This is a genomic window from Pedobacter sp. NO84 (assembly GCF_059703915.1).
In genome coordinates, this window is the sequence record NZ_AP046575.1 from 3,019,948 (window position 1) to 3,040,995 (window position 21,048).

Genomic DNA, 21,048 nt, shown 5'->3' on the forward strand with positions numbered 1-21,048 from the left:
TTAAACTTTTCTAGCTTCTAAGATAATATAAGGAGATAATTGCTTAGACTCGAAGGGGAATATTTTAGAGAATGTTTTTCCACCAACCCACATTGATTTTTTTATCAGCCTTACACCAACCGATTTCTTCTTTTCGTTTTCTAACCATAAGCTGAACTTGCCAAAATAGCGTGATTGAACAACCTCAAGACCTGCTTTTTTACAGATCGTAGCCAGCAACACCGGATCCATGCTGCTGATATTGTGCTTATCGTAATTGTCTTTATCAAAGTTCTTTTGAAACCATCCATTTAATGATTTAAAATTTGGTAAGGTGATAAACAATGTCCCGCCCGGATTTAAAAAAGAGATGTGCCTATTGATAATATCTGTTGTATCATTAAAATGTTCGATGAGGCCACAGCTTAAAACCAGATCATATCCCTGCGTTGGGGTATGGTTAAACAAATCGGTTTCGATAATCTTAAGATCGTCTTTTTTAAGTCCATTTGTCTCTAACAACTCGTTTGTTATTGGCTCATGGACAAAATAATCAAGTAACGTTACTTCCAGGTTCAAGTATTTTTTCAAAAATACGGCATAGTAACCTGGGAAACCTCCAAGTTCAATAGCAGTTTTAACGTTGTTCTTGTCGGTAATAGATGCCAACTGGCGATGAAATAAATAATTGGATGGAATAACAACCGACAAATCAGTTTTACTTTCCCAATACCGTATCCAAAATGCCCTGTCGGTTAATAAATTTTCCATTTAAGAGCAAAGAAACAAAAAAAAGACAAAAGATAGCATAGCGCATGGAGCAGAGTGCTGGTGCTTATAGATTCATTAGCATTTTGGATATAACTCTTTGCACTATGCACTTTGCTAATAAAAATTACTTTTAATTACAGTTCAATATGTATTTTTGGGTAATTTGAAAGTTGTTCACTTAAATACCTACGATGGAAATGGAGGCGCAGGCAGGGCTTGTCTCCGTTTAAGCAATGCGCTGAACGAAAATGGGGTAGATTCAAAAGTTTTAGTGTATTATAAATTTGGTAACAACACGGCAATTGATACCTTAAGCAGTAGCATTTTTTCGAAAGCGGGGGCTATTTTTAATATCATGGCAGAAAGATATCTGGCCAAGATCTTTGTAAAAGCGGTTAAAACACCTTTTTCATTGCAATGGTTTGGCAGGTCCATCCTAGCTCACCCAGATCTTAAAGCTGCTGATATCATTCATATCCATTGGATCAATCATGGTTTTTTATCTCCAAAATTTCTAGCTCAATTAGATGAACTGGAAAAACCCATTGTTTGGACTTTTCATGATAGTAATGCTTTTACGGGAGGTTGCCATGTGCGTTACAGTTGCGAACGTTTCCATCAGCAGTGCGGCAACTGTCCCCTTTTACGTTTTAGTGGCGAAAACGATATCTCGCATAAAAATTGGTTACGCAAACAAAACGCATACTCAAAACTTAGTTTCCATATTGTAGCCCCAAGTAACTGGATGGCGAAATCAGTAAAACACAGTAGTTTATTGGGAATTAGAAAGCTTACGGTCATACCGAATACGATAGAAACGACCATCTTTAAGCCCTATGTAAAAGCCGAAGCCAAGAAGATCCTAAAAATACCCGCCCATCACTTTGTGTTAATGAGTGGGTTTATGCCTTCAAAAAATGATAAACATAAAGGCACACAATTTTTGGTTGAGGCACTTAACGAATTGGCTCAGCGCACTGAGATCGACAATGACTTAATAGAATTGGTGATTTTTGGAAATAAGGATGAGAAAAACATGCCGGAATTTCCTTTTAAGACCACATTTTTAGGCACCATACACAAAGATGAACATTTGGCTAAATGCTATTCGGCTGCCGATGCATTTATCACCCCCTCATTAGAAGATAATTTGCCCAATACGGTGATGGAAAGCCTCGCCTGTGCTACACCTGTAATTGCTTTTACCACTGGGGGGATCCCAGATATGGTAAAGCACCTCCAAAATGGTTACTTAGCTACCTATAAATCGGCTATAGATTTAGCGGATGGGATCGAATGGCTATTCTTACACGAAGACAAAGAAGCGATACAAAAGGAAGCGAGAAGGACAATTTTAACCCATTTTGCGCCACCTATTATTGCCCAAAAACATCAAGAATTATATCAAAGTTTAATTAATGCCATGCCCCAATGACCGCCAATCCTAAGCTCAGCGTAATCACCATAGTTTATAACAATGCAAAAGATATAGGACGCACCATGCTCTCGGTGCTTGATCAAACCTATACAAATATCGAGTATATTGTGATTGATGGAGCTTCAACAGATGGCACTGTAGAAATTATTAAAGGTTATAAAGATCGTTTGGCCAAGTTTGTTTCAGAGCAAGATCATGGAATCTATGATGCGATGAACAAAGGCCTTGCTTTGGCCACAGGCGATTACGTGCTTTTTATGAATTCGGGCGACGAGATTTATTCTAACGAGACCGTGGCAGAAGTCTTCGCTACCGCACCATCGGGCGATATTTATTATGGCGAAACAGAAATGTATGATGAGAATTGGAAAAGTCTGGGCCAACGCCGTCATCGAGCACCTGAACATTTCGATTGGCATAGTTTTAAGTTCGGGATGAATGTGAGTCACCAAGCTATTTACATTAAGCGTAGCTTAACCGTTCCATTTGATCTTAAATATAAATATAGTTCTGATATTGACTGGATTATTAAAGCCGCAAAAAAATCATCCAACATTGTAAATACACATGTATACGTTGCAAAATACCTTGTTGGCGGTATGTCTAAGCAAAAACATCTAGAAAGTTTAAAGGAAAGGTTTAAGATTTTAAGCCATTATTATGGTCTTATCCCGACAATGATTAACCATATCTTTATTGCCCTCAATTTAGCGCAATATTTTTTGAGATATAAACGAACGAATGATTAATTAGGCGAGGATAGCCGCTCAGGCATACACTTTGCAACTCTGCACGAATGACGACTTGTAGTTCATTAATAATACTTGGCGATACAACTGCCGGTTTCAGGCATCCGCGTTGCAAACGCGGACGAGTAGGTGGCATACACTTTGCAACTCTGCACGAATGAGGACTTGTAGTTCATAATAAATACTGGGCGATACAATCGCAGGTCTCAGGCATCCGCGTTGCAAACGCGGATGAGTAGGTGGCATACACTTTGCCACTCTGCACGAATGAGGACTTGTAGTTCATAATATAAATACTGGGCGATACAATCGCAGGTCTCAGGCATCCGCGTTGCAAACGCGGACGAGTAATTAAGTAGTTCTAAGACTCGTCCGCGTTTGCAACGCGGATGCGCGAACTGCACATTTTTAATGTGCTTTTAAGAACAAAAATTAGCCATTATTAATTTACTTTACTTAATAGTATAATCTCCGGTTAAATTTCACGCACTATTTGCACTTCTATAAAACGAAAAATAGATTTGGAAAATGGCAGGAGATAGATATCATATTTCGGAGCAGCATGATACATATTTCATTACATGTACTATTGTTGAATGGGTAGACCTTTTTACTAGAATCGAATATAAACAAGTGATAGTAGATTCTTTTAAACATTGCATTTTGCAAAAGGGCCTCGTGTTAAATTCTTGGGTAATTATGACGAACCATATTCATTTTATAGCACGTTGTAGTGAGCCATATAGAATGTCTGACTTTTTACGCGACTTTAAAAAATTTACCTCTAAAAAATTGATAACCACGATTAAAGAAATTCCAGAAAGCAGAAGGGAATGGCTTTTGGATAAATTTAACTTTATGGCAAGGACAACAAGACGAGCCGAAAACTATAAGGTATGGACAGATGATAATCATGCTGTTAACCTCCAATATATCGACGAATTTCAGAAGCTAGACTACATTCATGAGAATCCAGTTAAAGCTGGAATTGTATACCGTGCAGAAGATTACGTTTATAGTAGTGCTATAGATTACCTTGGAAATAAAGGTTTAATTGATATTGAATTGCTTTAAAGGCGATGCAATCGCTAGTTTCAGGCATCCGCGTTGCAAACGCGGACGAGTAATTAAGTAGTTAATCATACTGGGCGATACAATCGCCGGTCTCCGGCATCCGCGTTGCAAACGCGGACGAGTAACTAGTTCTAAGACTCGTCCGCGTTTGCAACGCGGATGCGCGAACTGCACATTTTCAATGTGTTAGCTTGAAAACTTGCTCTTTAACTATAAAAAATCTATTTTTTACAAACAAAATTCCCAATACCTGTATTTAATATATCTAGCAATTAAAACAAATATTATGGGACAATTAAGTAATCGCACCATTGCAGTGCTATCAGAAAGCGGATTTGAAGAAGTTGAATTAACCGAACCTGTTAAACGTCTCAAGGAAGAGGGGGGCAACGGTACATATCATTTCTTCAAATAGTGGAAAGATTAAAGCGTGGGATCATGATCATTGGAGCATTGAAGTAGATGTTGACAAAACGATAACCGAAGCAAACGCAGCTGATTATAATGGATTAGTCTTACCTGGGGGAGTGATCAACCCCGATCAATTAAGGGTTAATGACGATGCTCTTTCATTTGTAAAAGCTTTTTTTGAAGCGGGCAAACCAGTTGCAGCTATATGTCATGGACCTCAGACCTTAATTAACGCAAAGGTGGTTGAGGGTAGAAAAATGACCTCAGTGAAAAACATTTCACAAGACTTGATCAATGCTGGAGTTAACTGGATTGATGAAGAAGTTGTTGTTGATGAAGGTTTGGTAACGAGCAGGACCCCTAAAGATCTCCCTGCTTTTTTGGATAAGATGGTAGAGGAATTTGTAGAAGGTGTGCACGAAAAACAACATTCATAAGTTTTTAGTGTTCGGCGATAAAGGTTGAGTGTACAATCAAACATGGACTTACTAAGTTGCCGATTTCAATAAAAAAAAACGTGTGAACAAAGAAGCCCTGCGAATTACTTTGCAGGGCTTCTTTTGTACTCTTAGGTTCCTTAGGCGCCTAAGATGGTTAAATTTTATTACGACTGGAATTGTTTACCTTTTACTTTTCTCTCATTTTCGGTTAAGTAGATCTTCCGTAAACGCATGCTCGCAGGCGTAACCTCGATATACTCATCAGCTTGAATATATTCCATGGCTTCTTCTAAAGAGAATTTTATAGCTGGGGCAATACGGGTATTATCATCAGTTCCGGATGCACGCATATTAGTTAAGGCTTTTCCTTTTACGATATTAACCACCAAATCATTATCACGAATATGTTCGCCCATGATTTGTCCTTCATATACATCTACACCTGGATCAACAAAGAAACGTCCTCTATCTTGAAGCTTATCGATAGAATAAGCTGTAGTCATCCCCTTATCCATAGAAACCAACACGCCATTTAAACGACCAGGAATAGTTCCTTTCCAAGGCTCATAAGCCTTAAAACGATGGGCCATAATCGCCTCGCCAGCAGTTGCAGTTAATACATTATTTCTTAAGCCGATAATTCCACGTGCAGGAATTTCAAACTCTAAATGTTGTAGATCGCCTTTAGGCTCCATTACCAACAATTCGCCTTTTCGTTGCGTTACCAATTCGATCACCTTACCGGCAACTTCACCTGGAACATCAACAATTAACGTTTCAATTGGCTCATGTTTTTTACCATCAATTTCTTTAACGATAACCTGAGGCTGACCAACTTGAATTTCATATCCTTCACGGCGCATAGTCTCAATTAATACCGATAAATGCAGAATACCCCGACCATATACCAGCCAAGAATCCGGAGATTCGGTTTCAACCACTTTAAGGGCCAAATTTTTCTCCATTTCTTTGTATAAACGATCTTTAATACGCTGTGATGTAACCAATTTACCCTCTTTACCATAAAATGGCGAGTTATTAATTGTAAACAACATGTTCATCGTAGGCTCATCAATCTTAATTACTGGTAATTGTTCTGGAGCATCAAAATCAGCAATAGTATCACCAATATCAAAACCTTCAATACCAACAACAGCACAGATATCACCAGACTTAACCTCCGTGGTTTTGATTTTACCCAAACCTTCGAAAATATATAATTCTTTAACTCTAGATTTAACCATTTTACCATCACGCTTAATTAACGTAACCGGTTGATTTTCTTTAATTAAACCTCTGTGTACCCTACCAACGGCAATACGACCAACAAAAGACGAATAATCCAATGAGGTGATCTGCATCTGTAAAGTACCTTCTAACATTGGTGGAGCCGGGATAGTTTCAACTACTGCATCCAACAGAGCGAAGATATCAGTGGTAGGCTTTTGCCAATCAGTACTCATCCATCCTTGTTTTGAAGAACCGTAAATTACTGGAAAATCCAATTGATCCTCTGTTGCTTCCAAGTTAAAGAACAACTCGAAAATTTGCTCATAAACTTCTTCGGGACGACAATTTTCCTTATCAACTTTGTTAACTACAACGATAGGTTTTAACCCTAAAGCCAAAGCTTTTTGTGTAACGAAACGCGTTTGAGGCATAGCACCTTCAAAAGCATCGCACAATAAAAGTACCCCATCAGCCATTTTCAGTACACGTTCTACCTCGCCACCAAAATCCGCGTGACCAGGAGTATCAATAATGTTGATTTTTACATCCTTATATTGAACCGAAACGTTTTTAGATACAATCGTAATTCCACGCTCGCGCTCCAAATCATTATTGTCCAATATCAGATCCCCTGTTTGTTCGTTATCACGAAAAATTGAACAAGAATGTAAAATCTTATCAACCAATGTAGTTTTACCGTGGTCAACGTGTGCTATAATAGCTATATTTCTAATCTTTTGCATAAAATGCGCCTATAAATTTGGCGCAAAGATAAGGTTTTTAATTGGGATTTTAAAGGGTTTTGATGCTAAAAATGTGCCTGCTTATTTTGTTAAATTATGATTCTCAATAGTTTGTCCATAGTTTCCATTTTAGGCGAGCGAGCTGACGACACCTAAAAAAATTTTAAATACATTACAGATTAAAATTTTAATTTTAACTTGTATAAGTTCCTCACGTAAACAACTACTGATGGATTATCTAAAAAAAATCTGGCTTTTAATTTTACTATTAACATTCCCCGTTTTAAGCACTTTTGCTCAAACTACGGAAATCGATACGTTAAAATTTAGCACCGAAACTGGGTTATTAGTATTTAAGGGGTTTCTAAATGGGATAGAAACCAATTTTGCATTTGATACAGGCACTAGTAGAGGAATTCTAAACAAACAACATGTTATTGATAGTAAAATTAAAAATAGTGGCACAAGGGAAGTGTTCGATAGCAATAAACAGCTATTAACGCTAACTAAAGGTACCATCAAAACCTTGGTTATAGGACATCATTCTTTTAATGACATAACCAGCATGGTATATGATATGCCCTTTCTTTCCTGTAATAATCTTTACGTTCTAGGTGCTGATGTGATCAACAAACTGAATTGGAAATTCGATTTTGAAAGAAACCTAGTCTATATTTCAAAAAAACAATTTGAGCCTACCAAAGAAATGGTCTCATTTCCTGTAACCTATGAAACCTTTCGTCACTATACCAATATAATGCTTAACGGCAGCGCAATCCCATGCCTTATTGATTTTGGGTATGTGAAAAACTTTGAGGTTTCACGGTCCAATCTTGTATTTAGAGAAATAGAAGCCAAAAAGAAAGATAAAATCCTTTATAGCAAGACCTTCACTATGGCCCTAACCAGTAATTCTATTGGGCAAACCATGGCAAGTTTGTTTATCGATTCCGTTGCATTAGGTAATTTCGCATTTAACAGGTTGCAGATTGACATAAAAGATGATACCGAGACCAAAATTGGATTAAACTTTTTTAAAACACATTGTTCTGCTGTGATCATGAACAATGATGAGGCGAAATATTGGGTTTTGCCCTCAAACCAACAGCCCGATCGAGAATTTGGGTACGATGCCTACTGCATGTTAACAAATGGAAAATTAGAAGTTGTTGAAAAAACATTAAATCAAGAAACAACAGCAAAATCCCTTGAAATTGGGGAACAAATTAAATCACTTAATGGAAAAACAGTAGCCGATCTGCGTGATTTTTGCACACTTATAAAGTGGCAGATAGATCAAAGAGCCAAAAAAGAGATTATTTTTGAGAAAATGAATGGCGAAATAGTTGTGATAAAAAAAGCCTTTATTCCTCATTAAATTAAAATTGTTTAATACGTTATCTCGCTTTATACAGTTAGCGTTAGCCATTCCTCATACGTTATAACACCTAAGTCTTTCCTCCCAGCCCCTTCCAATATCGCTATAAACTCTAATTCGTGTCCATCGGGATCCTTAAAATAAATAGCGATTGCAGGCATCCAGGCAAAAACCATGGGCTTTTTATTCCCATCTTTTAAAAAATTATAGAGCTGGAGGTTTCTCGACTTCAAAAAATCTACCGATTTATTTAGCACATCATCAACATCACATTTAAATGCAAAGTGCCTGCAATCGATCTGATCCTTCGGCTTTTCCCATAGCCCAAGCATCGCTCCTTTAGGATCGCCAATCCAAAAAAATGCTAATCTTCGTGCATCGTTGTAACCACATTGCGCCAATCCCAATACATTTTTATAAAAATCAATGGAGCGTTCTAGATTTTCAACAAATAAATGGGTTTCAAATAATCCTTTAATCATTCTTTTAAATTACACATTGGTCTTTGCTTCAGGAAATCACTTTTCTCTATTCTCTCATCACTAAAATTGATACTTAGTTTTTATCGCGATAACCAAACTATCGGCCCCTCGCGATTGTTCACCTTTAAAAAAATTATGTGGGTATTATGGGCATTTCTAGCTGCAGTTTCCGCAGCATGCGTAGTTATTTTAACTAAAGCAGGTTTGAAAAATGTAGATCCAAATATAGCTTTTGCTATTCAGGCGGTACTTATTTTCATTATTACATGGGCAATTATCGCCTTTCAAGGTAAATTTCCTTCTCTTAAAGAAATAGACGGTAAAACTTGGGGCTTATTGATCCTTGCGGGAATCGCAACTACCCTATCCACCATTTTCTCTTTTAAAGCTTTATCCCTCGGACCAGCAACGGGTGTTACTACCATAGAAAGGTCTTCGTTGGTTTTTGCAATTATCCTTTCGATCATTTTCCTAAAAGAGAAAATCACTTGGCAAATCGTAGCGGGGGCTGTACTTGTACTTTCAGGAGCGATATTGATATCACTCTCAAAGTCAGAATAATTGGGATGAGGAAGTAAAATACCCCTCTCGGATTAGGTCAAAACTTTAACCCACATTGGTTACAGTAGTGTGCATCGTCAGGATTATCGTGTTTACAGACTTCACAAATCTTGTCTTCGGATTTACTTCTTGCCAATTCTACCGATATAATACCGGTAGGAACGGCTATAATAGCGTACCCCAAAATCATAGCCACTGAAGATAGGAATTTACCTAAAACCGTTTGTGGCACTACATCTCCAAAACCCACAGTGGTAACCGTTACAATGGCCCAATAGATACTTTGAGATATACTTGTAAAACCGTTTTCACCCCCTTCAATTACATACATCATAGTGCCTAATAAAACCATTATTGATACAACGGCCATTAAAAACACAGCTATTTTAGGTCCGCTACCTTTCATTGCAGCCAACATTTTTTGCGCTTCCCTATTAAATCTAACCAGCTTTAGTATTCTAAAAACTCGTAGAAGTCTTAATATTCTCACGGCTAACAGGTAATGAAATCCAAAATTGAGGAGTTCTAAGTAGGTAGGCAAAATAGATAAAAGATCAACTATGCCCCAAAAGCTAAGAATATACTTAAATGGAGTTTTTGTACTCCAGATTCTGAGAAGGTATTCTATCGTAAATAAAATTGTGATTGTCCATTCGATGTAGGTAAATACATGAATAAACCTCGTATGAAGGGAGGGTTCGCTTTCTAATAGGACAACTATTACACTGATTAATATTACCCATAAAAGGATAATATCGAACAATTTACTAGGTTTCGTATCATGCCCGAAAATTATACGGTTAATCTTGGCTCTTATCATTAAATGGAAAACAATGCTATCATCAAACAGTTTAAACAACGCTTAAGATATAATAAATTTTAAGCATAAGCTAAGATGCTGTCCATGCCTGCAGGTAGGATGCTGAAAAACCGTAACGCAAAGGATTTCGCAAAGAACGCAAACACAGTTTTGAAGTTAACTAATCCAAATGTTGAGGGACAAAACTTAGGTATCTAAGGCGTCTTAGGTGGTAAAAAAATAACCACAAAGCACGCAAAGCCCTATATTTTCTCATATGTTTTATATGGTTTACCCCCTCTAAGGCGACCTAGTAGCGAAGCTACAAATGTTATAAACCCTGCTTAGCAAAAGCCCATTCCAGAAACTTGGGCATTGCCTTACCCCAAGTAGGCACATCATGTTTTCCGCCTACCATCTCGAAATAATGCACATCATGGGGTCTCTGGTACCCTTTTTTGAGCAGTTCTTTCACCACATCTATGGTATCATCAATAGAATCGATAATAAAATTGTGGTTTCTATCCGCAAGTTCATCGTTAGTTCCGGTCATTAACCAAAACTTAAGTGCGGGATTGGTTTTGGTCTCACGAATGGCTTGATGCAATATCCGATCATCATCGGTATATCCGGCACTAAGATCTTTTTTACGCCACCAGAAAGAGCCTGAAAATACCCCTACCACATCAAAATAATTATCGTAGTTCCATGCGATATCAAAGGCAGTTAACCCCCCTAGAGAAAATCCCGCGAATGCGCGCCTTCCGTTAATGGTAACCTCTACCTCTTGTTGCACATAAGGAATTAGCTCCTTGATTATAAAATCGGTATAGGCTTGGGCTTTATTTCCTCGTTTTTTAAAATCGGGCCTACCTGCAACACCGTACTCCAAAATCCGCTCTTGCCCAGCTTTAATCCCGATCACTACAGTGGGTTCAATTTTCCATTTTGCATATAAAGAATCGAGCATTCCCTCAAAACCCATTTGGGACAAATCTTGGCCATCATTTAATAGCAGGAGGTTAACACGCTCATTGCCCAACAAGTGTTCTGGACTATAAATGTCAAACTCGACAGTTCTTTTTAAAAAAACAGACTTTAGCTCGTGTTCAGTTTTAATAGCGGTAGGTAATAAAGTGGTGTACATAGAAAATAATAGCTTTCTCACTAATCTGCCGCAAATGTACGAATGTTGTTAAAAAATTAAGTCTGTGAATAGTATTTTTTCGATAAAAGAAATGCAATCATATATTTAGGAAATTGAAATAGGAAATCTAGGCGAACCTCCCCCCATCTTCTATTCCCCATTCCCTGTTTTCTATCCGCTATTCCTTACTATCTCCCAAATAAAACATTAATTTCTTTGCGTTTGGATTGAATTTTTCTATCTTAAAGCATCTTAAATGGTAGTCTATGAAAGAAGAATTAAAAGAATGGTACAGCCCCAATTTAAATAAAGATATCAAGACACTCGTTTTTGGGCATAGTGGATATCCAATCCTATTGTTTCCCACAAGTATGGGAAGCTATTTTGAGAATAAAGACTTTAAATTATTAGATGCAATTTCTGGTTTTGTAAATGATGGAAAAGTGAAAGTTTATTGCCCAGATGGGATTGATAAGTTGAGCTGGTACAATAAAGAAATTCATCCTGCAGATCGGGTTAAAAATCATATCTGGTACGATAAATTCTTACTGGAAGAGGTAGTTCCTCTCGCTAAACACGAAACGGAGCATCAGAAAGTAATTACTGCAGGCTGCAGTTTTGGTGGTTATCACGCAGCAAACTTTGCTTTTCGTCACCCGTGGGTAGTAAGCCATCTTTTTAGCATGAGTGGCGCTTTTGACATTACTGGGCAGCTTGACGGCTTCTATAATGACGATACTTTCTTTAATAATCCGGTAGATTTTTTAGTAAATGACATAAATCCAGAACTTTGGCACATGAAAATTGTTTTAGGTACATCAGACCGCGACATGTGCAAAGGCGACAATGAAAGATTATCGAATATTTTACATCAAAAAGGTATCAATCATTGGTTAGATATTAGACAGAATGCCGATCACGATTGGCCAACCTGGCGACAGATGTTTCCAGAGTATCTAGCTCAATTATAAGAATAGACCGATGGTTAAATTATATTAAATTACTCATTTCCAGAAGGGATGCTTTTGGCACAACTATACAACACTACAACCTTAAAATAATCAAGCATGAAAAAAATAGGAATTTTATTTGGTCAGGAGCGCTCATTTCCTGAGGCAGTAATTGATCGTATCAATCAAAAAGCCGAAAAAGGTATTACTGCCGAAGCGGTTAAAATAGATAAGATGTTTCAGAATGGCCCGCTAGATTATGCGGTTATCATAGATCGTATCTCTCAGGATGTTCCTTTTTATCGTGCATCATTAAAAAATGCTGCAATTACAGGAACAGCAGTGATCAATAACCCCTTTTGGTGGAGTGCTGATGAGAAATTCTTTAACAATGCACTTGCCGAACAGATCGGTGTTCCAGTACCAAAAACGGCGCTAATACCTTCCAGAGAACATCCAACAGGAACAACAGGCGAGTCGTTTTCCAATTTGGCCATGCCATTAGATTGGGATGCGATTTTTGAATATACCGGCTTTCCCGCCTACATGAAACCTTTTGATGGAGGGGGATGGAGAGATGTGTACAAACTTCATGATAAGGAAGATTTCTTTAGCAAACATAGCGGAACCGAACAACTCGTAATGTTGCTACAAGAAGAAATTATCTTTGATGAATATTTTAGATGTTATTGTATAGGCGGTAAACATGTACGCATTATGCAGTACGAACCCCGCAACCCACATCACTTACGCTACGCGGTTGACAACGCTCCTTCTAGCGAAAAATTACTAAAAACCATAGAAGAATACACGCTTAGGCTGTGTACTTATTTAGGTTACGATTTTAATACCGTAGAATTTGCCGTACGTGATGGCGTGCCAATCGCAATTGATTTCTGTAACCCGGCACCCGATGCAGATCTGAAAAGCGTTGGCCAGGACAACTTCGATTGGGTAGTAGAAACAACGGCAAATTATGCTATCGAAAGAGCTAAAGGGCAAAAACCTGGTCAGGATAATTTAACCTGGGGCAAATACGTAAAAACAGCTGCGGCTGGCTTGCCATTAACAGAAAACACCTTGCCGAAAGGAGTAAAGGTTAGTGCAACTGTTAAAGCGGTTAAGCAAAAAGATGCGACAACTGAGAAAAAGACGCCGGTAAAAAAAGTAGCAAAAAAGCCTATCTCTTCAAAAAAATAATTGAGGTATTAATCAAATCATAGAATGATGAATGAATTTACGCTCGGTATAGAAGAAGAGTACATGGTAGTTGATCCCGTTACTAGAGAACTCACTTCGCACGACCAAAAAATTGTAGAATCTGCTCAAAAGATCCACAAAGACCAGGTGAAGGCCGAAATGCACCAAGCTGTTGTTGAAGTGGGTACCGGCATTTGCCACAACACCGATCAGGCTAGAAAGGAAATTTCGCAACTGCGCTATACGGTGTCTCAATTGGCGGGCGAACAAGGCCTAAGAATTGGGGCGGCAGGTACTCACCCATTTTCGCATTGGGAAAAACAATTAATTACCGAGCATCCTCGATATAGCGAAATTGTAAACGAACTACAAGAGGCGGCCCGTTCCAATTTAATTTTCGGGCTGCATGTTCATGTGGGTTTCCAATCGCGTGAGCTTGCCATTCACATTGCCAATCAAGTGCGCTATTTCTTACCACATGTGTTTGCACTTTCTACTAATTCGCCGTTTTGGGAAAGCAGGAATACAGGCTACAAATCGTTTAGAACAAAGGTTTTTGATAAATTCCCTCGTACAGGTATCCCTGATATCTTTAACAGCATCGAAGATTATGATAGTTATGTAAAGCTGCTGATCAAGACCAACTGTATGGATAATGCCAAAAAAATATGGTGGGACATTAGGGTTCATCCATTTTTTGATACGGTTGAATTCCGCATCTGTGATTGCCCAATGCTGATTGATGAAACAATGGCTTTCACGGCTTTATTTCAGGCGCTATGCGCAAAACTGTATAAATTACGTTTACAAAATATGGAATTCATCAGCTATTCGAGAGCATTGATCAACGAAAATAAATGGAGAGCGGCCCGATATGGTATTGATGGAAATCTGATCGATTTTGGAAAGGAAATGGAAGTAAATTGCAGAAACTTGATCTTAGAATTGCTAGATTTTATTGATGATGTAGTTGACGAATTAGGGAGCAGAAATGAGATCAACTACGTGCATACCATTTTAGCAAATGGTACAGGCGCCGACAGACAACTTGCGGTTTACGAGAAAACTGGTAGCTTTGAATCGGTGGTAGATTACATAACTACCCAAACATTAGTAGGTGCAGGATAAAAAATGACGGAAAAAAACACGATTAAGATAGCGGTTATCGATATGAATAATGGGCGTCCCAATCAAGGTATGAGAGGGATAAAGGAGATCTTACAAAATTACCGAGATCAAACCCAACTTAACCTCACATACGAAGTTTTCGATATCAGACAACATGATGAGGTACCCGATTTAGGATATGATATTTATATTTCTAGTGGAGGGCCCGGTAGTCCCTTCGAGGGCGAAAATGAGAAGTGGGAACATGATTTTTTTAAGTTGTTAGACGATATTGAAAGCCATAATCAACAGAATGAATATAAAAAACATGTTTTTTTAATCTGCCATTCTTTTCAGATGGCCTGTCGAAAATATGGCTTGGGTACCGTTACCCAAAGAAAATCAAATGCTTTTGGGATTTTCCCAATCAGCTTAACTGAAAACGGAAAACTGGAAACTGTATTTGATGGTTTACCAAATCCTTTTTACTCGGTAGATAGTAGGGATTGGCAGGTAGTTAAACCAAATGATGCAGACTTTAGTGCAAAAGGGGCACAAATTTTAGCGATCGAAAAAGAAAGGCCCCATGTAGACCTAGAACGTTGTGTGATGGCGATTCGTTTTTCTGAAGAGATGATCGGAACGCAGTTTCATCCAGAAGCAGACCCAGTGGGAATGAAAATGTATTTGTTACAGGATGAAAAGAAAGCCGCAATTATCAAGAACCACGGAGAAGATAAATACAATGATATGCTCAACAGTTTAGACGATCCAGAAAGGATTAGCTTAACTCAAAGCATAATTTTGCCCAATTTTTTAAATCAGGCAATAAATGCATTGCAGGAAGTTGATTAGTGCCAAGGTTCAAGAATAAACCAACATATGGCTTCCCTGATATCAAAAGAATAAATAACGATGTAAGGCATATAAAAACATATAAGTTTGATCCAATCTTAAATGCCCTTATATGTCTTATATTTTTTAAAAAATGTGACCTACGTTTCTCTGTGGTTAAAACTTTAGTTTAATATGATCCCAAAATATCGTAAAGCCTTTAACACTAATTTTACAGATGAAAAATACATCAAGTTCATCCAAACCTTGGAAGCTGGATTTTCTTCAATTCCCTTTCGTGTAGCAGAAACGCCGATATTTATTCCACTAGCGCTAAAAGAGAAATTAATTGCCGCCGGAGAAGAAATTATTTCGCTGATAAAACAGGATAATTTTAAAGCACTTACACAAAAAGCTATCCCTGAACACTGGACCGTCCCTAACGAAACCCAACACCCTCATTTTTTAACGTTTGATTACGGGTTATGCAAAGATGACAGTGGGGAAGTAACCCCTATGCTAATCGAAATGCAGGGTTTTCCATCATTATATGGATTTCAGGCACACTTGGCGAAAAATTTTAAAGATTCTTATAACCTAGACGAGAATCTAAGTCCATATTTTAATGACTTAGATGAGAAATCTTATTTCGAACTACTTAAAAAAGTAATTGTTGGGAATCATATGCCCCATGAGGTCGCGTTAATGGACGTAGATGCACCTCATCAGAAAACGGCGATCGATTTTTTTGTAACTGCGAATCGGTTAGGGATTAAAATCTTATCATTAACTGATATTAAAAAAGAAGGAAACCAACTTTTTTATGAAGAAAACGGGCAAAAAATCCAGTTAAAAAGAATTTATAATCGTTTAATTTTCGATGAGATAGAAGACAATCAAGAGCTATTCAACAATAGCTTTGACCCTCGTGAAGAATTAGAAATCGAGTGGATTACCCACCCCAATTGGTTTTATCGCATCAGTAAATACACCATGCCTTTCCTAAAAAGCAAATTTGTTCCTGAGACCAGGTTTTTAAACACGATTGAAACCATCCCAACAGATTTGGAAAATTATGTATTAAAACCGCTCTTCAGCTTTGCTGGAATGGGAGTAATCATAGATGTGACCGAAGCGGATGTTAAAGCAATCAAAGATCCTGAAAACTGGATTTTACAACGAAAAGTAGTTTACGAGCCGGTAATCCAAGCTCCAGATGCAGGCGTAAAAGCCGAAATTAGGATGATGTACCTTTGGCCAGAAGGCGAAGAACCCCAGCTATGCATTAGTTTAGGGAGATTGAGTCGTGGTAAGATGATTGGCGTGCGCTACAATAAGGATTTTGATTGGGTGGGTGGTACGATTGGGTTGATGGAAAGTTAATTAGCCAATCTTCCTATTCATTCAAATCAGTGTAATCTTTTTCTAATGGGCGTAATCATCTTCAATTATTTCGTAAATTTGTTTTATGGATATCCAGTTCATTTTAATGATTATCATTTTCGCTGCCGCTTTATTTTACGTTGGCCGATTGATTTATCGTTCCATCTCTCCTAAAAGTGATGGTTGTGCAACTGGCTGTGGCAAATGTGCCGCCAACTTCGATAACATCCCCCAGCCTAAAAAATAAGTGTTGATGCTAGATAGATTTGCAACCTACCTTAAAAATCGACTAGCCATAACCGACGAGCAGGCTCAGGAAGCCGTGAGTTGTTTAAAAATTAAAACCATAAAAAAAGGGCAGATCCTTTTAAATGCTGGCGACTTAAAATCTGAAGCGTATTTTGTAAACAGTGGGTTATTAAGGTACTTTTCTATTGACGAAAAAGGGAAAGAGCATATCATACAGTTTGCTCCAGAAGATTGGATGTTATCGGATAGAGATACTTCTGTTTTTAATGAACCTGCTTTTTTTTATATTGATGCCATCGAAGATACCGAGGTGGTAATTGTTAAGAAAGATTTCTTTCCGGCAATCAAAAATATTGTTCCGGAAATTTTAGAACTTAATATCCTCATGTTGCATAATTCTATCCGCTTTATGCAAAAACGAATAAATATGCTTTTAGGCGCAACCGCGGAAGAAAGGTATCTAAACTTCATCAAACTTTATCCTAATCTTACTTTACGCGTTCCGCAGTGGATGATTGCGTCCTACCTAGGAATTACCCCAGAATCATTAAGTAGGGTGAGGAAAGATCTTGCAAAGAAACATTTTAGGTAAACAGCTAATTGCTTTCTTACCATACATCAATGTAGGCCTCAAAATCTTGTGGTAATTTCGTGTTATAAAATTTAACTAAAACAAAAATACCATGGCAACAACAAAATGGACATTAGATCCAACCCATAGCGAACTACAATTTAAAGTAAAGCATTTGATGATTACTACTGTAACTGGAAGCTTAAAATCTTTCTCGGCCGAATTAACTTCGGATGGAGATGACTTTACTAATGCAGAAATTTCTTTCTCAGGGGAGATCGGTTCTATAGACACAGGAAATACAGATCGCGATAACCATTTAAAAAGTGGCGATTTCTTTGAGGCAGAAAAATATCCAGCGATATCTTTCAATTCTTCTTCTGTAGAAAAAGATGGGGAAGATTATATCGTAAAAGGAAATCTTACTATCAAAGACCAAACTAAACCCGTTAAATTAACTGCAGAATTTGGTGGAATCGCTACTGATCCTTGGGGAAATACAAAAGCAGGCTTTACGTTAAGTGGAAAAATTAATCGTTCTGAATTTGGCCTAACCTGGAATGCAGCATTAGAAACCGGTGGCGTAATGGTAAGTGAAGAAGTGAAGATTGTAGGCGAACTACAATTCGTTAAGGGCGCTTAGCGATACGCGTTGGGCGATGAGCGTCCAATACGCCCCGCGCCTAGCGCCAAACTTTAAATTCAAATAAAGATGAATACAACTAAAACAGTGGCATCAATTTTAAACCCACCTCCACCGCACATGGTTGGGGATGGTTTTAGGGTGCATAATTTCTTCCCGGGCGGTTACAAATTAAACATGAGTCCGTTTTTTATGCTCGATTACAATGCAAAAATCGAATTTTCTGCACGTAATGAGCCTCGGGGAGTTGGTGTACATCCACACCGTGGATTCGAAACCGTAACCATTGCCTACCATGGCGCAGTAGCGCATCACGATAGTGCCGGAAACAGCGGTGTCATTTATCCAGGAGATGTGCAATGGATGACGGCAGCGAGCGGGATTTTGCACAAAGAATACCATGAAGAAAACTTCAGCAAAGCGGGAGGCCCGTTTCAAATGGTACAGCTTTGGGTAAATCTTCCAGCAAAAGATAAAATGAGCACACCAAAATATCAAGGCGTTAAACAGAGTGAAATCCAAAAATTTACCCTTCCAGAAAACGCTGGAATAATTGAAGTAATTGCTGGGGATTTTAACGGGAAAAAAGGAAGTGTATCAACTTTTAGTCCAATAGAAATGTACAATGCCCGTTTAAATCAAGGCGGCAAAGTAGATTTATCCCTGCCTAGCACTTACAATACCGCAATCGTAGTTATTGATGGAAGTATCAGAGTAAACGATACGGAAATTGCAAAAAAAGACCAAATGGTTCACTTTAAGCACGACGGCGAAATTGTTAAGCTTGAAGCTATAGAAAACAGTGTGATCTTGGTGCTCAGCGGACAACCCATTAATGAGCCAATTGCCTCTTATGGTCCATTTTTAATGAACAAACCAGAAGAGATTCAGCAAGCGATAGCTGATTACAACGAAGGAAAATTTGGGTATTTAGAATAAACCTCGGAGGTTTAAAACCTACGAGGTTTGGTTTAAGTTTTTTCTATTAAACAGACCGCATAAGCTACTACGCCTTCTTCCCTCCCCACAAATCCCATTGTTTCATTTGTGGTTGCTTTAATGGAAATATCATCTATAGCTATATCAATAGCACTTGCAATATTTTCTTGCATTTGAGGTATATGAGGGTTAATCTTGGGGGCCTCTAGGCATAGCATGGCGTCTATATTGCCAATCTGCCAGCCTTTATCGCGCAGCAGCCTTACCGTTTCTTTTAACAAGACTAGGCTGCTTATCCCTTTCCATTGCGGATCGGTATTTTTGAAGTGAAAACCTATATCCCTTAAATTTGCCGCCCCTAAAAGTGCATCGCAAATGGCATGCAACAATACATCCGCATCAGAATGGCCAAATGCGCCCTTGTGGTGTGCCAGGTTAACGCCGCCCACTATAAAGGGGTGTTCATCCTTAAGTTGGTGAACATCAAATCCGAAGCCTACTTTGATTTTCATCTGTTTTTTATTGTTTAGTATCGCCAAAGTTAAACAGTAAGCTGAATCTTAGTGTATTTGCTAGTGGACTTTTTTGGGGATTTGCCAATAGGTAAGCGAAATCTATATTAAAAATATTGTATTTCAATCCGGCTCCAAGCGTAAAATATCGCCGATCTCCCTTAACTGGCGATTCATAAAAATAACCAGCTCTTAAAGCAAATTGTTGGTTGTACCAGTATTCGGCTCCTGCAGCGATGTTCACTTCTCTAATTTCCTCTTTAAATCCATTTGGAGCATCAGTAAAAGATCCAAAAATACCAGCAGGCACAGAACGATTAGGGTCTTTTCCGCTAATAATATTGCCTGTATTATCTCTAATTGGCTGGGTAGGTGCGAGTAACTTATTAAAATCTAAGGCGATGGTAAACTGACTATAATCATCTACGATAAACGTTGAAGCACCTCCAAGTTTTAAATTTGTTGGAAGAAAATAGGCCGGCCCGTCATTTACATAGGACATTTTTGTGCCAATATTGGAGATATTAGCGCCAAAAGCAACAATTGCATCCTTGCCGAATAGTACAGTCTGATTTCGATAATATCCACTCACATCAACCGCAAATGATTTACCTGCCTTGGTTTGCTGTCCTGCAGAAAATTGACCGGAAGTTAAATTGGAATAAATGTACCTAGCTGATGTTCCCAAAGAGAATTGGTCGCCAAATCTTTTAGCATAGGTTAGATCAAAAGCAAACTCACTTGGACTATAGATCCCCAAATCCTGTTGGTTTGCATCTGTAAGTTGGATCTGCCCTAAAGAAAAATAACGAAGTGAACTGCCTAATGTGCTTTCATCGTTTAATTTATAAAAACCACTTAGATAGGCTAAATTAATATCGGGCACTAAGTTTTTTAACCATGGGCTATACGATAAGGAAAAACCATAGGGTTTATCTAAAAAAGCAAGTTTTGAAGGATTGACGCTAATTGTATTTACATCGGCCTGCGTTGCCACGCCTGCATCACCCATGCTTCCTGTACGCGCATCGGGAACAATCAATAAAAAAGGAACTGCTGTTATAATATTGTTGGATAAGCTTCCATTGGTTTGGGTACCCTGCTGTACAACTTGGGCATATAACTTAACACTACAAAGTATGGTTAAGGAAAATAGTCCACATACAGCGGTGCTAAGGTACTTCCAATTCATTAGTTAAAGATAAACATATTAAGGTATGCAAGTTAACATCCTGCATAATAAATTCAAAGTATTTATGTTGCAAGTTTCAATTTGTGACAATATGTTTCTTAACGGTAAAATCAATGTTATCGATACTAATAACCAAGGAATTAGATAATTTTAAATTCATTTGCAAACACAATAAAACCCCGAATCAAACGTTTGAAATTATTGTTAAATATATTTTAGGATCTTAGCCTGTCATGAAATACCCTGTTTAACCTTTTTGAGGCTTG

At 38.1% G+C, this 21,048-nt stretch carries 23 protein-coding genes; 16 read left to right on the forward strand and 7 right to left on the reverse strand.

Annotated elements, in window-relative coordinates:
- Entirely contained in the window at nucleotides 1-750 is a 750-nt protein-coding gene (locus tag AC6H0V_RS13215) for a class I SAM-dependent methyltransferase (protein WP_497560662.1), read from the reverse strand.
- 154 nt (nucleotides 751-904) lie between these two features.
- On the opposite strand from AC6H0V_RS13215, the gene AC6H0V_RS13220 reads away from it, so the two are divergent.
- The 5 genes from AC6H0V_RS13220 to AC6H0V_RS13240 all read left to right on the forward strand — a co-directional run bounded on the left by AC6H0V_RS13220 (nucleotide 905) and on the right by AC6H0V_RS13240 (nucleotide 4,859).
- Entirely contained in the window at nucleotides 905-2,185 is a 1,281-nt protein-coding gene (locus tag AC6H0V_RS13220; RefSeq protein ID WP_497560663.1) for a glycosyltransferase, read from the forward strand.
- Nucleotides 2,182-2,937, forward strand: a complete 756-nt coding sequence (locus AC6H0V_RS13225; protein WP_497560664.1) for a glycosyltransferase family 2 protein — start codon at nucleotides 2,182-2,184, stop codon at nucleotides 2,935-2,937. The genes AC6H0V_RS13220 and AC6H0V_RS13225 overlap by 4 nt, the downstream gene beginning before the upstream one ends.
- A 528-nt stretch (nucleotides 2,938-3,465) precedes the next feature.
- The gene (locus AC6H0V_RS13230; protein WP_497560665.1) at nucleotides 3,466-4,011 is read left to right on the forward strand and encodes an REP-associated tyrosine transposase; all 546 of its coding nucleotides are present in this window, start codon (nucleotides 3,466-3,468) and stop codon (nucleotides 4,009-4,011) included.
- A gap of 286 nt (nucleotides 4,012-4,297) precedes the next feature.
- Nucleotides 4,298-4,426 carry a hypothetical protein gene (locus AC6H0V_RS13235; protein WP_497560666.1) on the forward strand — a complete coding sequence of 43 codons (129 nt, stop codon included), beginning with the start codon at nucleotides 4,298-4,300 and terminating at the stop codon, nucleotides 4,424-4,426.
- A gap of 7 nt (nucleotides 4,427-4,433) precedes the next feature.
- Complete coding sequence (locus tag AC6H0V_RS13240; RefSeq protein WP_497563381.1) at nucleotides 4,434-4,859, forward strand: type 1 glutamine amidotransferase domain-containing protein; 426 nt, start codon at nucleotides 4,434-4,436, stop codon at nucleotides 4,857-4,859.
- A gap of 167 nt (nucleotides 4,860-5,026) precedes the next feature.
- Here the strand turns inward: AC6H0V_RS13240 and typA are convergent, their stop codons facing one another.
- Complete coding sequence (gene typA / locus AC6H0V_RS13245) at nucleotides 5,027-6,835, reverse strand: translational GTPase TypA (protein ID WP_497560667.1); 1,809 nt, start codon at nucleotides 6,833-6,835, stop codon at nucleotides 5,027-5,029.
- A gap of 229 nt (nucleotides 6,836-7,064) precedes the next feature.
- Between typA and AC6H0V_RS13250 the strand changes: the two genes are divergently transcribed.
- A complete protein-coding gene (locus AC6H0V_RS13250; protein ID WP_497560668.1) occupies nucleotides 7,065-8,213 on the forward strand; it encodes a pepsin/retropepsin-like aspartic protease family protein in 1,149 nt (382 codons plus the stop codon).
- Nucleotides 8,214-8,242: 29 nt separating this feature from the next.
- On the opposite strand, the gene AC6H0V_RS13255 is transcribed toward AC6H0V_RS13250, so the two are convergent.
- Nucleotides 8,243-8,695, reverse strand: coding sequence for a VOC family protein (locus AC6H0V_RS13255; protein ID WP_497560669.1), 453 nt, complete (start codon nucleotides 8,693-8,695; stop codon nucleotides 8,243-8,245).
- A gap of 135 nt (nucleotides 8,696-8,830) precedes the next feature.
- Between AC6H0V_RS13255 and AC6H0V_RS13260 the strand changes: the two genes are divergently transcribed.
- Nucleotides 8,831-9,256, forward strand: a complete 426-nt coding sequence (locus tag AC6H0V_RS13260; protein ID WP_497560670.1) for an EamA family transporter — start codon at nucleotides 8,831-8,833, stop codon at nucleotides 9,254-9,256.
- A gap of 37 nt (nucleotides 9,257-9,293) precedes the next feature.
- Here AC6H0V_RS13260 and AC6H0V_RS13265 read toward each other — a convergent pair whose 3' ends face one another.
- Nucleotides 9,294-10,076, reverse strand: a complete 783-nt coding sequence (locus AC6H0V_RS13265; RefSeq protein WP_497560671.1) for an ion transporter — start codon at nucleotides 10,074-10,076, stop codon at nucleotides 9,294-9,296.
- Between the two features lie 310 nt (nucleotides 10,077-10,386).
- Complete coding sequence (locus tag AC6H0V_RS13270) at nucleotides 10,387-11,223, reverse strand: alpha/beta hydrolase (protein ID WP_497560672.1); 837 nt, start codon at nucleotides 11,221-11,223, stop codon at nucleotides 10,387-10,389.
- A 245-nt stretch (nucleotides 11,224-11,468) separates the two neighbouring features.
- On the opposite strand from AC6H0V_RS13270, the gene AC6H0V_RS13275 reads away from it, so the two are divergent.
- From AC6H0V_RS13275 to AC6H0V_RS13315, 9 genes are all read left to right on the forward strand, one after another.
- Nucleotides 11,469-12,173 (forward strand): esterase family protein, encoded by a 705-nt coding sequence (locus AC6H0V_RS13275; RefSeq protein WP_497560673.1) that lies wholly within the window; start codon nucleotides 11,469-11,471, stop codon nucleotides 12,171-12,173.
- 96 nt (nucleotides 12,174-12,269) lie between these two features.
- Nucleotides 12,270-13,352: an ATP-grasp domain-containing protein gene (locus tag AC6H0V_RS13280; RefSeq protein WP_497560674.1), complete on the forward strand. Its 1,083-nt coding sequence runs from the start codon at nucleotides 12,270-12,272 to the stop codon at nucleotides 13,350-13,352.
- Nucleotides 13,353-13,376: 24 nt separating this feature from the next.
- Complete coding sequence (locus AC6H0V_RS13285; RefSeq protein ID WP_497560675.1) at nucleotides 13,377-14,480, forward strand: carboxylate-amine ligase; 1,104 nt, start codon at nucleotides 13,377-13,379, stop codon at nucleotides 14,478-14,480.
- 3 nt (nucleotides 14,481-14,483) lie between these two features.
- Entirely contained in the window at nucleotides 14,484-15,314 is an 831-nt protein-coding gene (locus tag AC6H0V_RS13290; RefSeq protein WP_497560676.1) for a type 1 glutamine amidotransferase, read from the forward strand.
- Between the two features lie 174 nt (nucleotides 15,315-15,488).
- Nucleotides 15,489-16,676 (forward strand): hypothetical protein, encoded by a 1,188-nt coding sequence (locus AC6H0V_RS13295; protein WP_497560677.1) that lies wholly within the window; start codon nucleotides 15,489-15,491, stop codon nucleotides 16,674-16,676.
- Between the two features lie 106 nt (nucleotides 16,677-16,782).
- Nucleotides 16,783-16,923, forward strand: coding sequence for a FeoB-associated Cys-rich membrane protein (locus AC6H0V_RS13300; RefSeq protein ID WP_497563382.1), 141 nt, complete (start codon nucleotides 16,783-16,785; stop codon nucleotides 16,921-16,923).
- 6 nt (nucleotides 16,924-16,929) lie between these two features.
- Nucleotides 16,930-17,517 (forward strand): Crp/Fnr family transcriptional regulator, encoded by a 588-nt coding sequence (locus AC6H0V_RS13305; RefSeq protein ID WP_497560678.1) that lies wholly within the window; start codon nucleotides 16,930-16,932, stop codon nucleotides 17,515-17,517.
- A gap of 91 nt (nucleotides 17,518-17,608) precedes the next feature.
- Nucleotides 17,609-18,139, forward strand: a complete 531-nt coding sequence (locus AC6H0V_RS13310; RefSeq protein ID WP_497560679.1) for a YceI family protein — start codon at nucleotides 17,609-17,611, stop codon at nucleotides 18,137-18,139.
- Between the two features lie 69 nt (nucleotides 18,140-18,208).
- Nucleotides 18,209-19,078, forward strand: a complete 870-nt coding sequence (locus AC6H0V_RS13315; RefSeq protein ID WP_497560680.1) for a pirin family protein — start codon at nucleotides 18,209-18,211, stop codon at nucleotides 19,076-19,078.
- Between the two features lie 32 nt (nucleotides 19,079-19,110).
- On the opposite strand, the gene ispF is transcribed toward AC6H0V_RS13315, so the two are convergent.
- The gene (ispF, locus tag AC6H0V_RS13320) at nucleotides 19,111-19,590 is read right to left on the reverse strand and encodes a 2-C-methyl-D-erythritol 2,4-cyclodiphosphate synthase (RefSeq protein WP_497560681.1); all 480 of its coding nucleotides are present in this window, start codon (nucleotides 19,588-19,590) and stop codon (nucleotides 19,111-19,113) included.
- A 7-nt stretch (nucleotides 19,591-19,597) separates the two neighbouring features.
- The gene (gene porV / locus AC6H0V_RS13325) at nucleotides 19,598-20,782 is read right to left on the reverse strand and encodes a type IX secretion system outer membrane channel protein PorV (protein WP_497560682.1); all 1,185 of its coding nucleotides are present in this window, start codon (nucleotides 20,780-20,782) and stop codon (nucleotides 19,598-19,600) included.
- Between the last annotated feature and the right edge of the window lie 266 nt (nucleotides 20,783-21,048).

Excerpts from the sequence above, each read along its gene's own strand:
- AC6H0V_RS13215 (WP_497560662.1), bottom strand. The coding sequence starts at position 750 with ATGGAAAATTTATTAACCGACAGGGCATTTTGGATACGGTATTGGGAA.
- AC6H0V_RS13225 (WP_497560664.1), top strand. The coding sequence starts at position 2,182 with ATGACCGCCAATCCTAAGCTCAGCGTAATCACCATAGTTTATAACAAT.
- AC6H0V_RS13230 (WP_497560665.1), top strand. The coding sequence starts at position 3,466 with ATGGCAGGAGATAGATATCATATTTCGGAGCAGCATGATACATATTTC.
- AC6H0V_RS13235 (WP_497560666.1), top strand. The coding sequence starts at position 4,298 with ATGGGACAATTAAGTAATCGCACCATTGCAGTGCTATCAGAAAGCGGA.
- typA (WP_497560667.1), bottom strand. The coding sequence starts at position 6,835 with ATGCAAAAGATTAGAAATATAGCTATTATAGCACACGTTGACCACGGT.
- AC6H0V_RS13250 (WP_497560668.1), top strand. The coding sequence starts at position 7,065 with ATGGATTATCTAAAAAAAATCTGGCTTTTAATTTTACTATTAACATTC.
- AC6H0V_RS13255 (WP_497560669.1), bottom strand. The coding sequence starts at position 8,695 with ATGATTAAAGGATTATTTGAAACCCATTTATTTGTTGAAAATCTAGAA.
- AC6H0V_RS13260 (WP_497560670.1), top strand. The coding sequence starts at position 8,831 with ATGTGGGTATTATGGGCATTTCTAGCTGCAGTTTCCGCAGCATGCGTA.
- AC6H0V_RS13265 (WP_497560671.1), bottom strand. The coding sequence starts at position 10,076 with ATGATAAGAGCCAAGATTAACCGTATAATTTTCGGGCATGATACGAAA.
- AC6H0V_RS13275 (WP_497560673.1), top strand. The coding sequence starts at position 11,469 with ATGAAAGAAGAATTAAAAGAATGGTACAGCCCCAATTTAAATAAAGAT.
- AC6H0V_RS13280 (WP_497560674.1), top strand. The coding sequence starts at position 12,270 with ATGAAAAAAATAGGAATTTTATTTGGTCAGGAGCGCTCATTTCCTGAG.
- AC6H0V_RS13285 (WP_497560675.1), top strand. The coding sequence starts at position 13,377 with ATGATGAATGAATTTACGCTCGGTATAGAAGAAGAGTACATGGTAGTT.
- AC6H0V_RS13290 (WP_497560676.1), top strand. The coding sequence starts at position 14,484 with ATGACGGAAAAAAACACGATTAAGATAGCGGTTATCGATATGAATAAT.
- AC6H0V_RS13295 (WP_497560677.1), top strand. The coding sequence starts at position 15,489 with ATGATCCCAAAATATCGTAAAGCCTTTAACACTAATTTTACAGATGAA.
- AC6H0V_RS13300 (WP_497563382.1), top strand. The coding sequence starts at position 16,783 with ATGATTATCATTTTCGCTGCCGCTTTATTTTACGTTGGCCGATTGATT.
- AC6H0V_RS13305 (WP_497560678.1), top strand. The coding sequence starts at position 16,930 with ATGCTAGATAGATTTGCAACCTACCTTAAAAATCGACTAGCCATAACC.
- AC6H0V_RS13310 (WP_497560679.1), top strand. The coding sequence starts at position 17,609 with ATGGCAACAACAAAATGGACATTAGATCCAACCCATAGCGAACTACAA.
- AC6H0V_RS13315 (WP_497560680.1), top strand. The coding sequence starts at position 18,209 with ATGAATACAACTAAAACAGTGGCATCAATTTTAAACCCACCTCCACCG.
- ispF (WP_497560681.1), bottom strand. The coding sequence starts at position 19,590 with ATGAAAATCAAAGTAGGCTTCGGATTTGATGTTCACCAACTTAAGGAT.
- porV (WP_497560682.1), bottom strand. The coding sequence starts at position 20,782 with ATGAATTGGAAGTACCTTAGCACCGCTGTATGTGGACTATTTTCCTTA.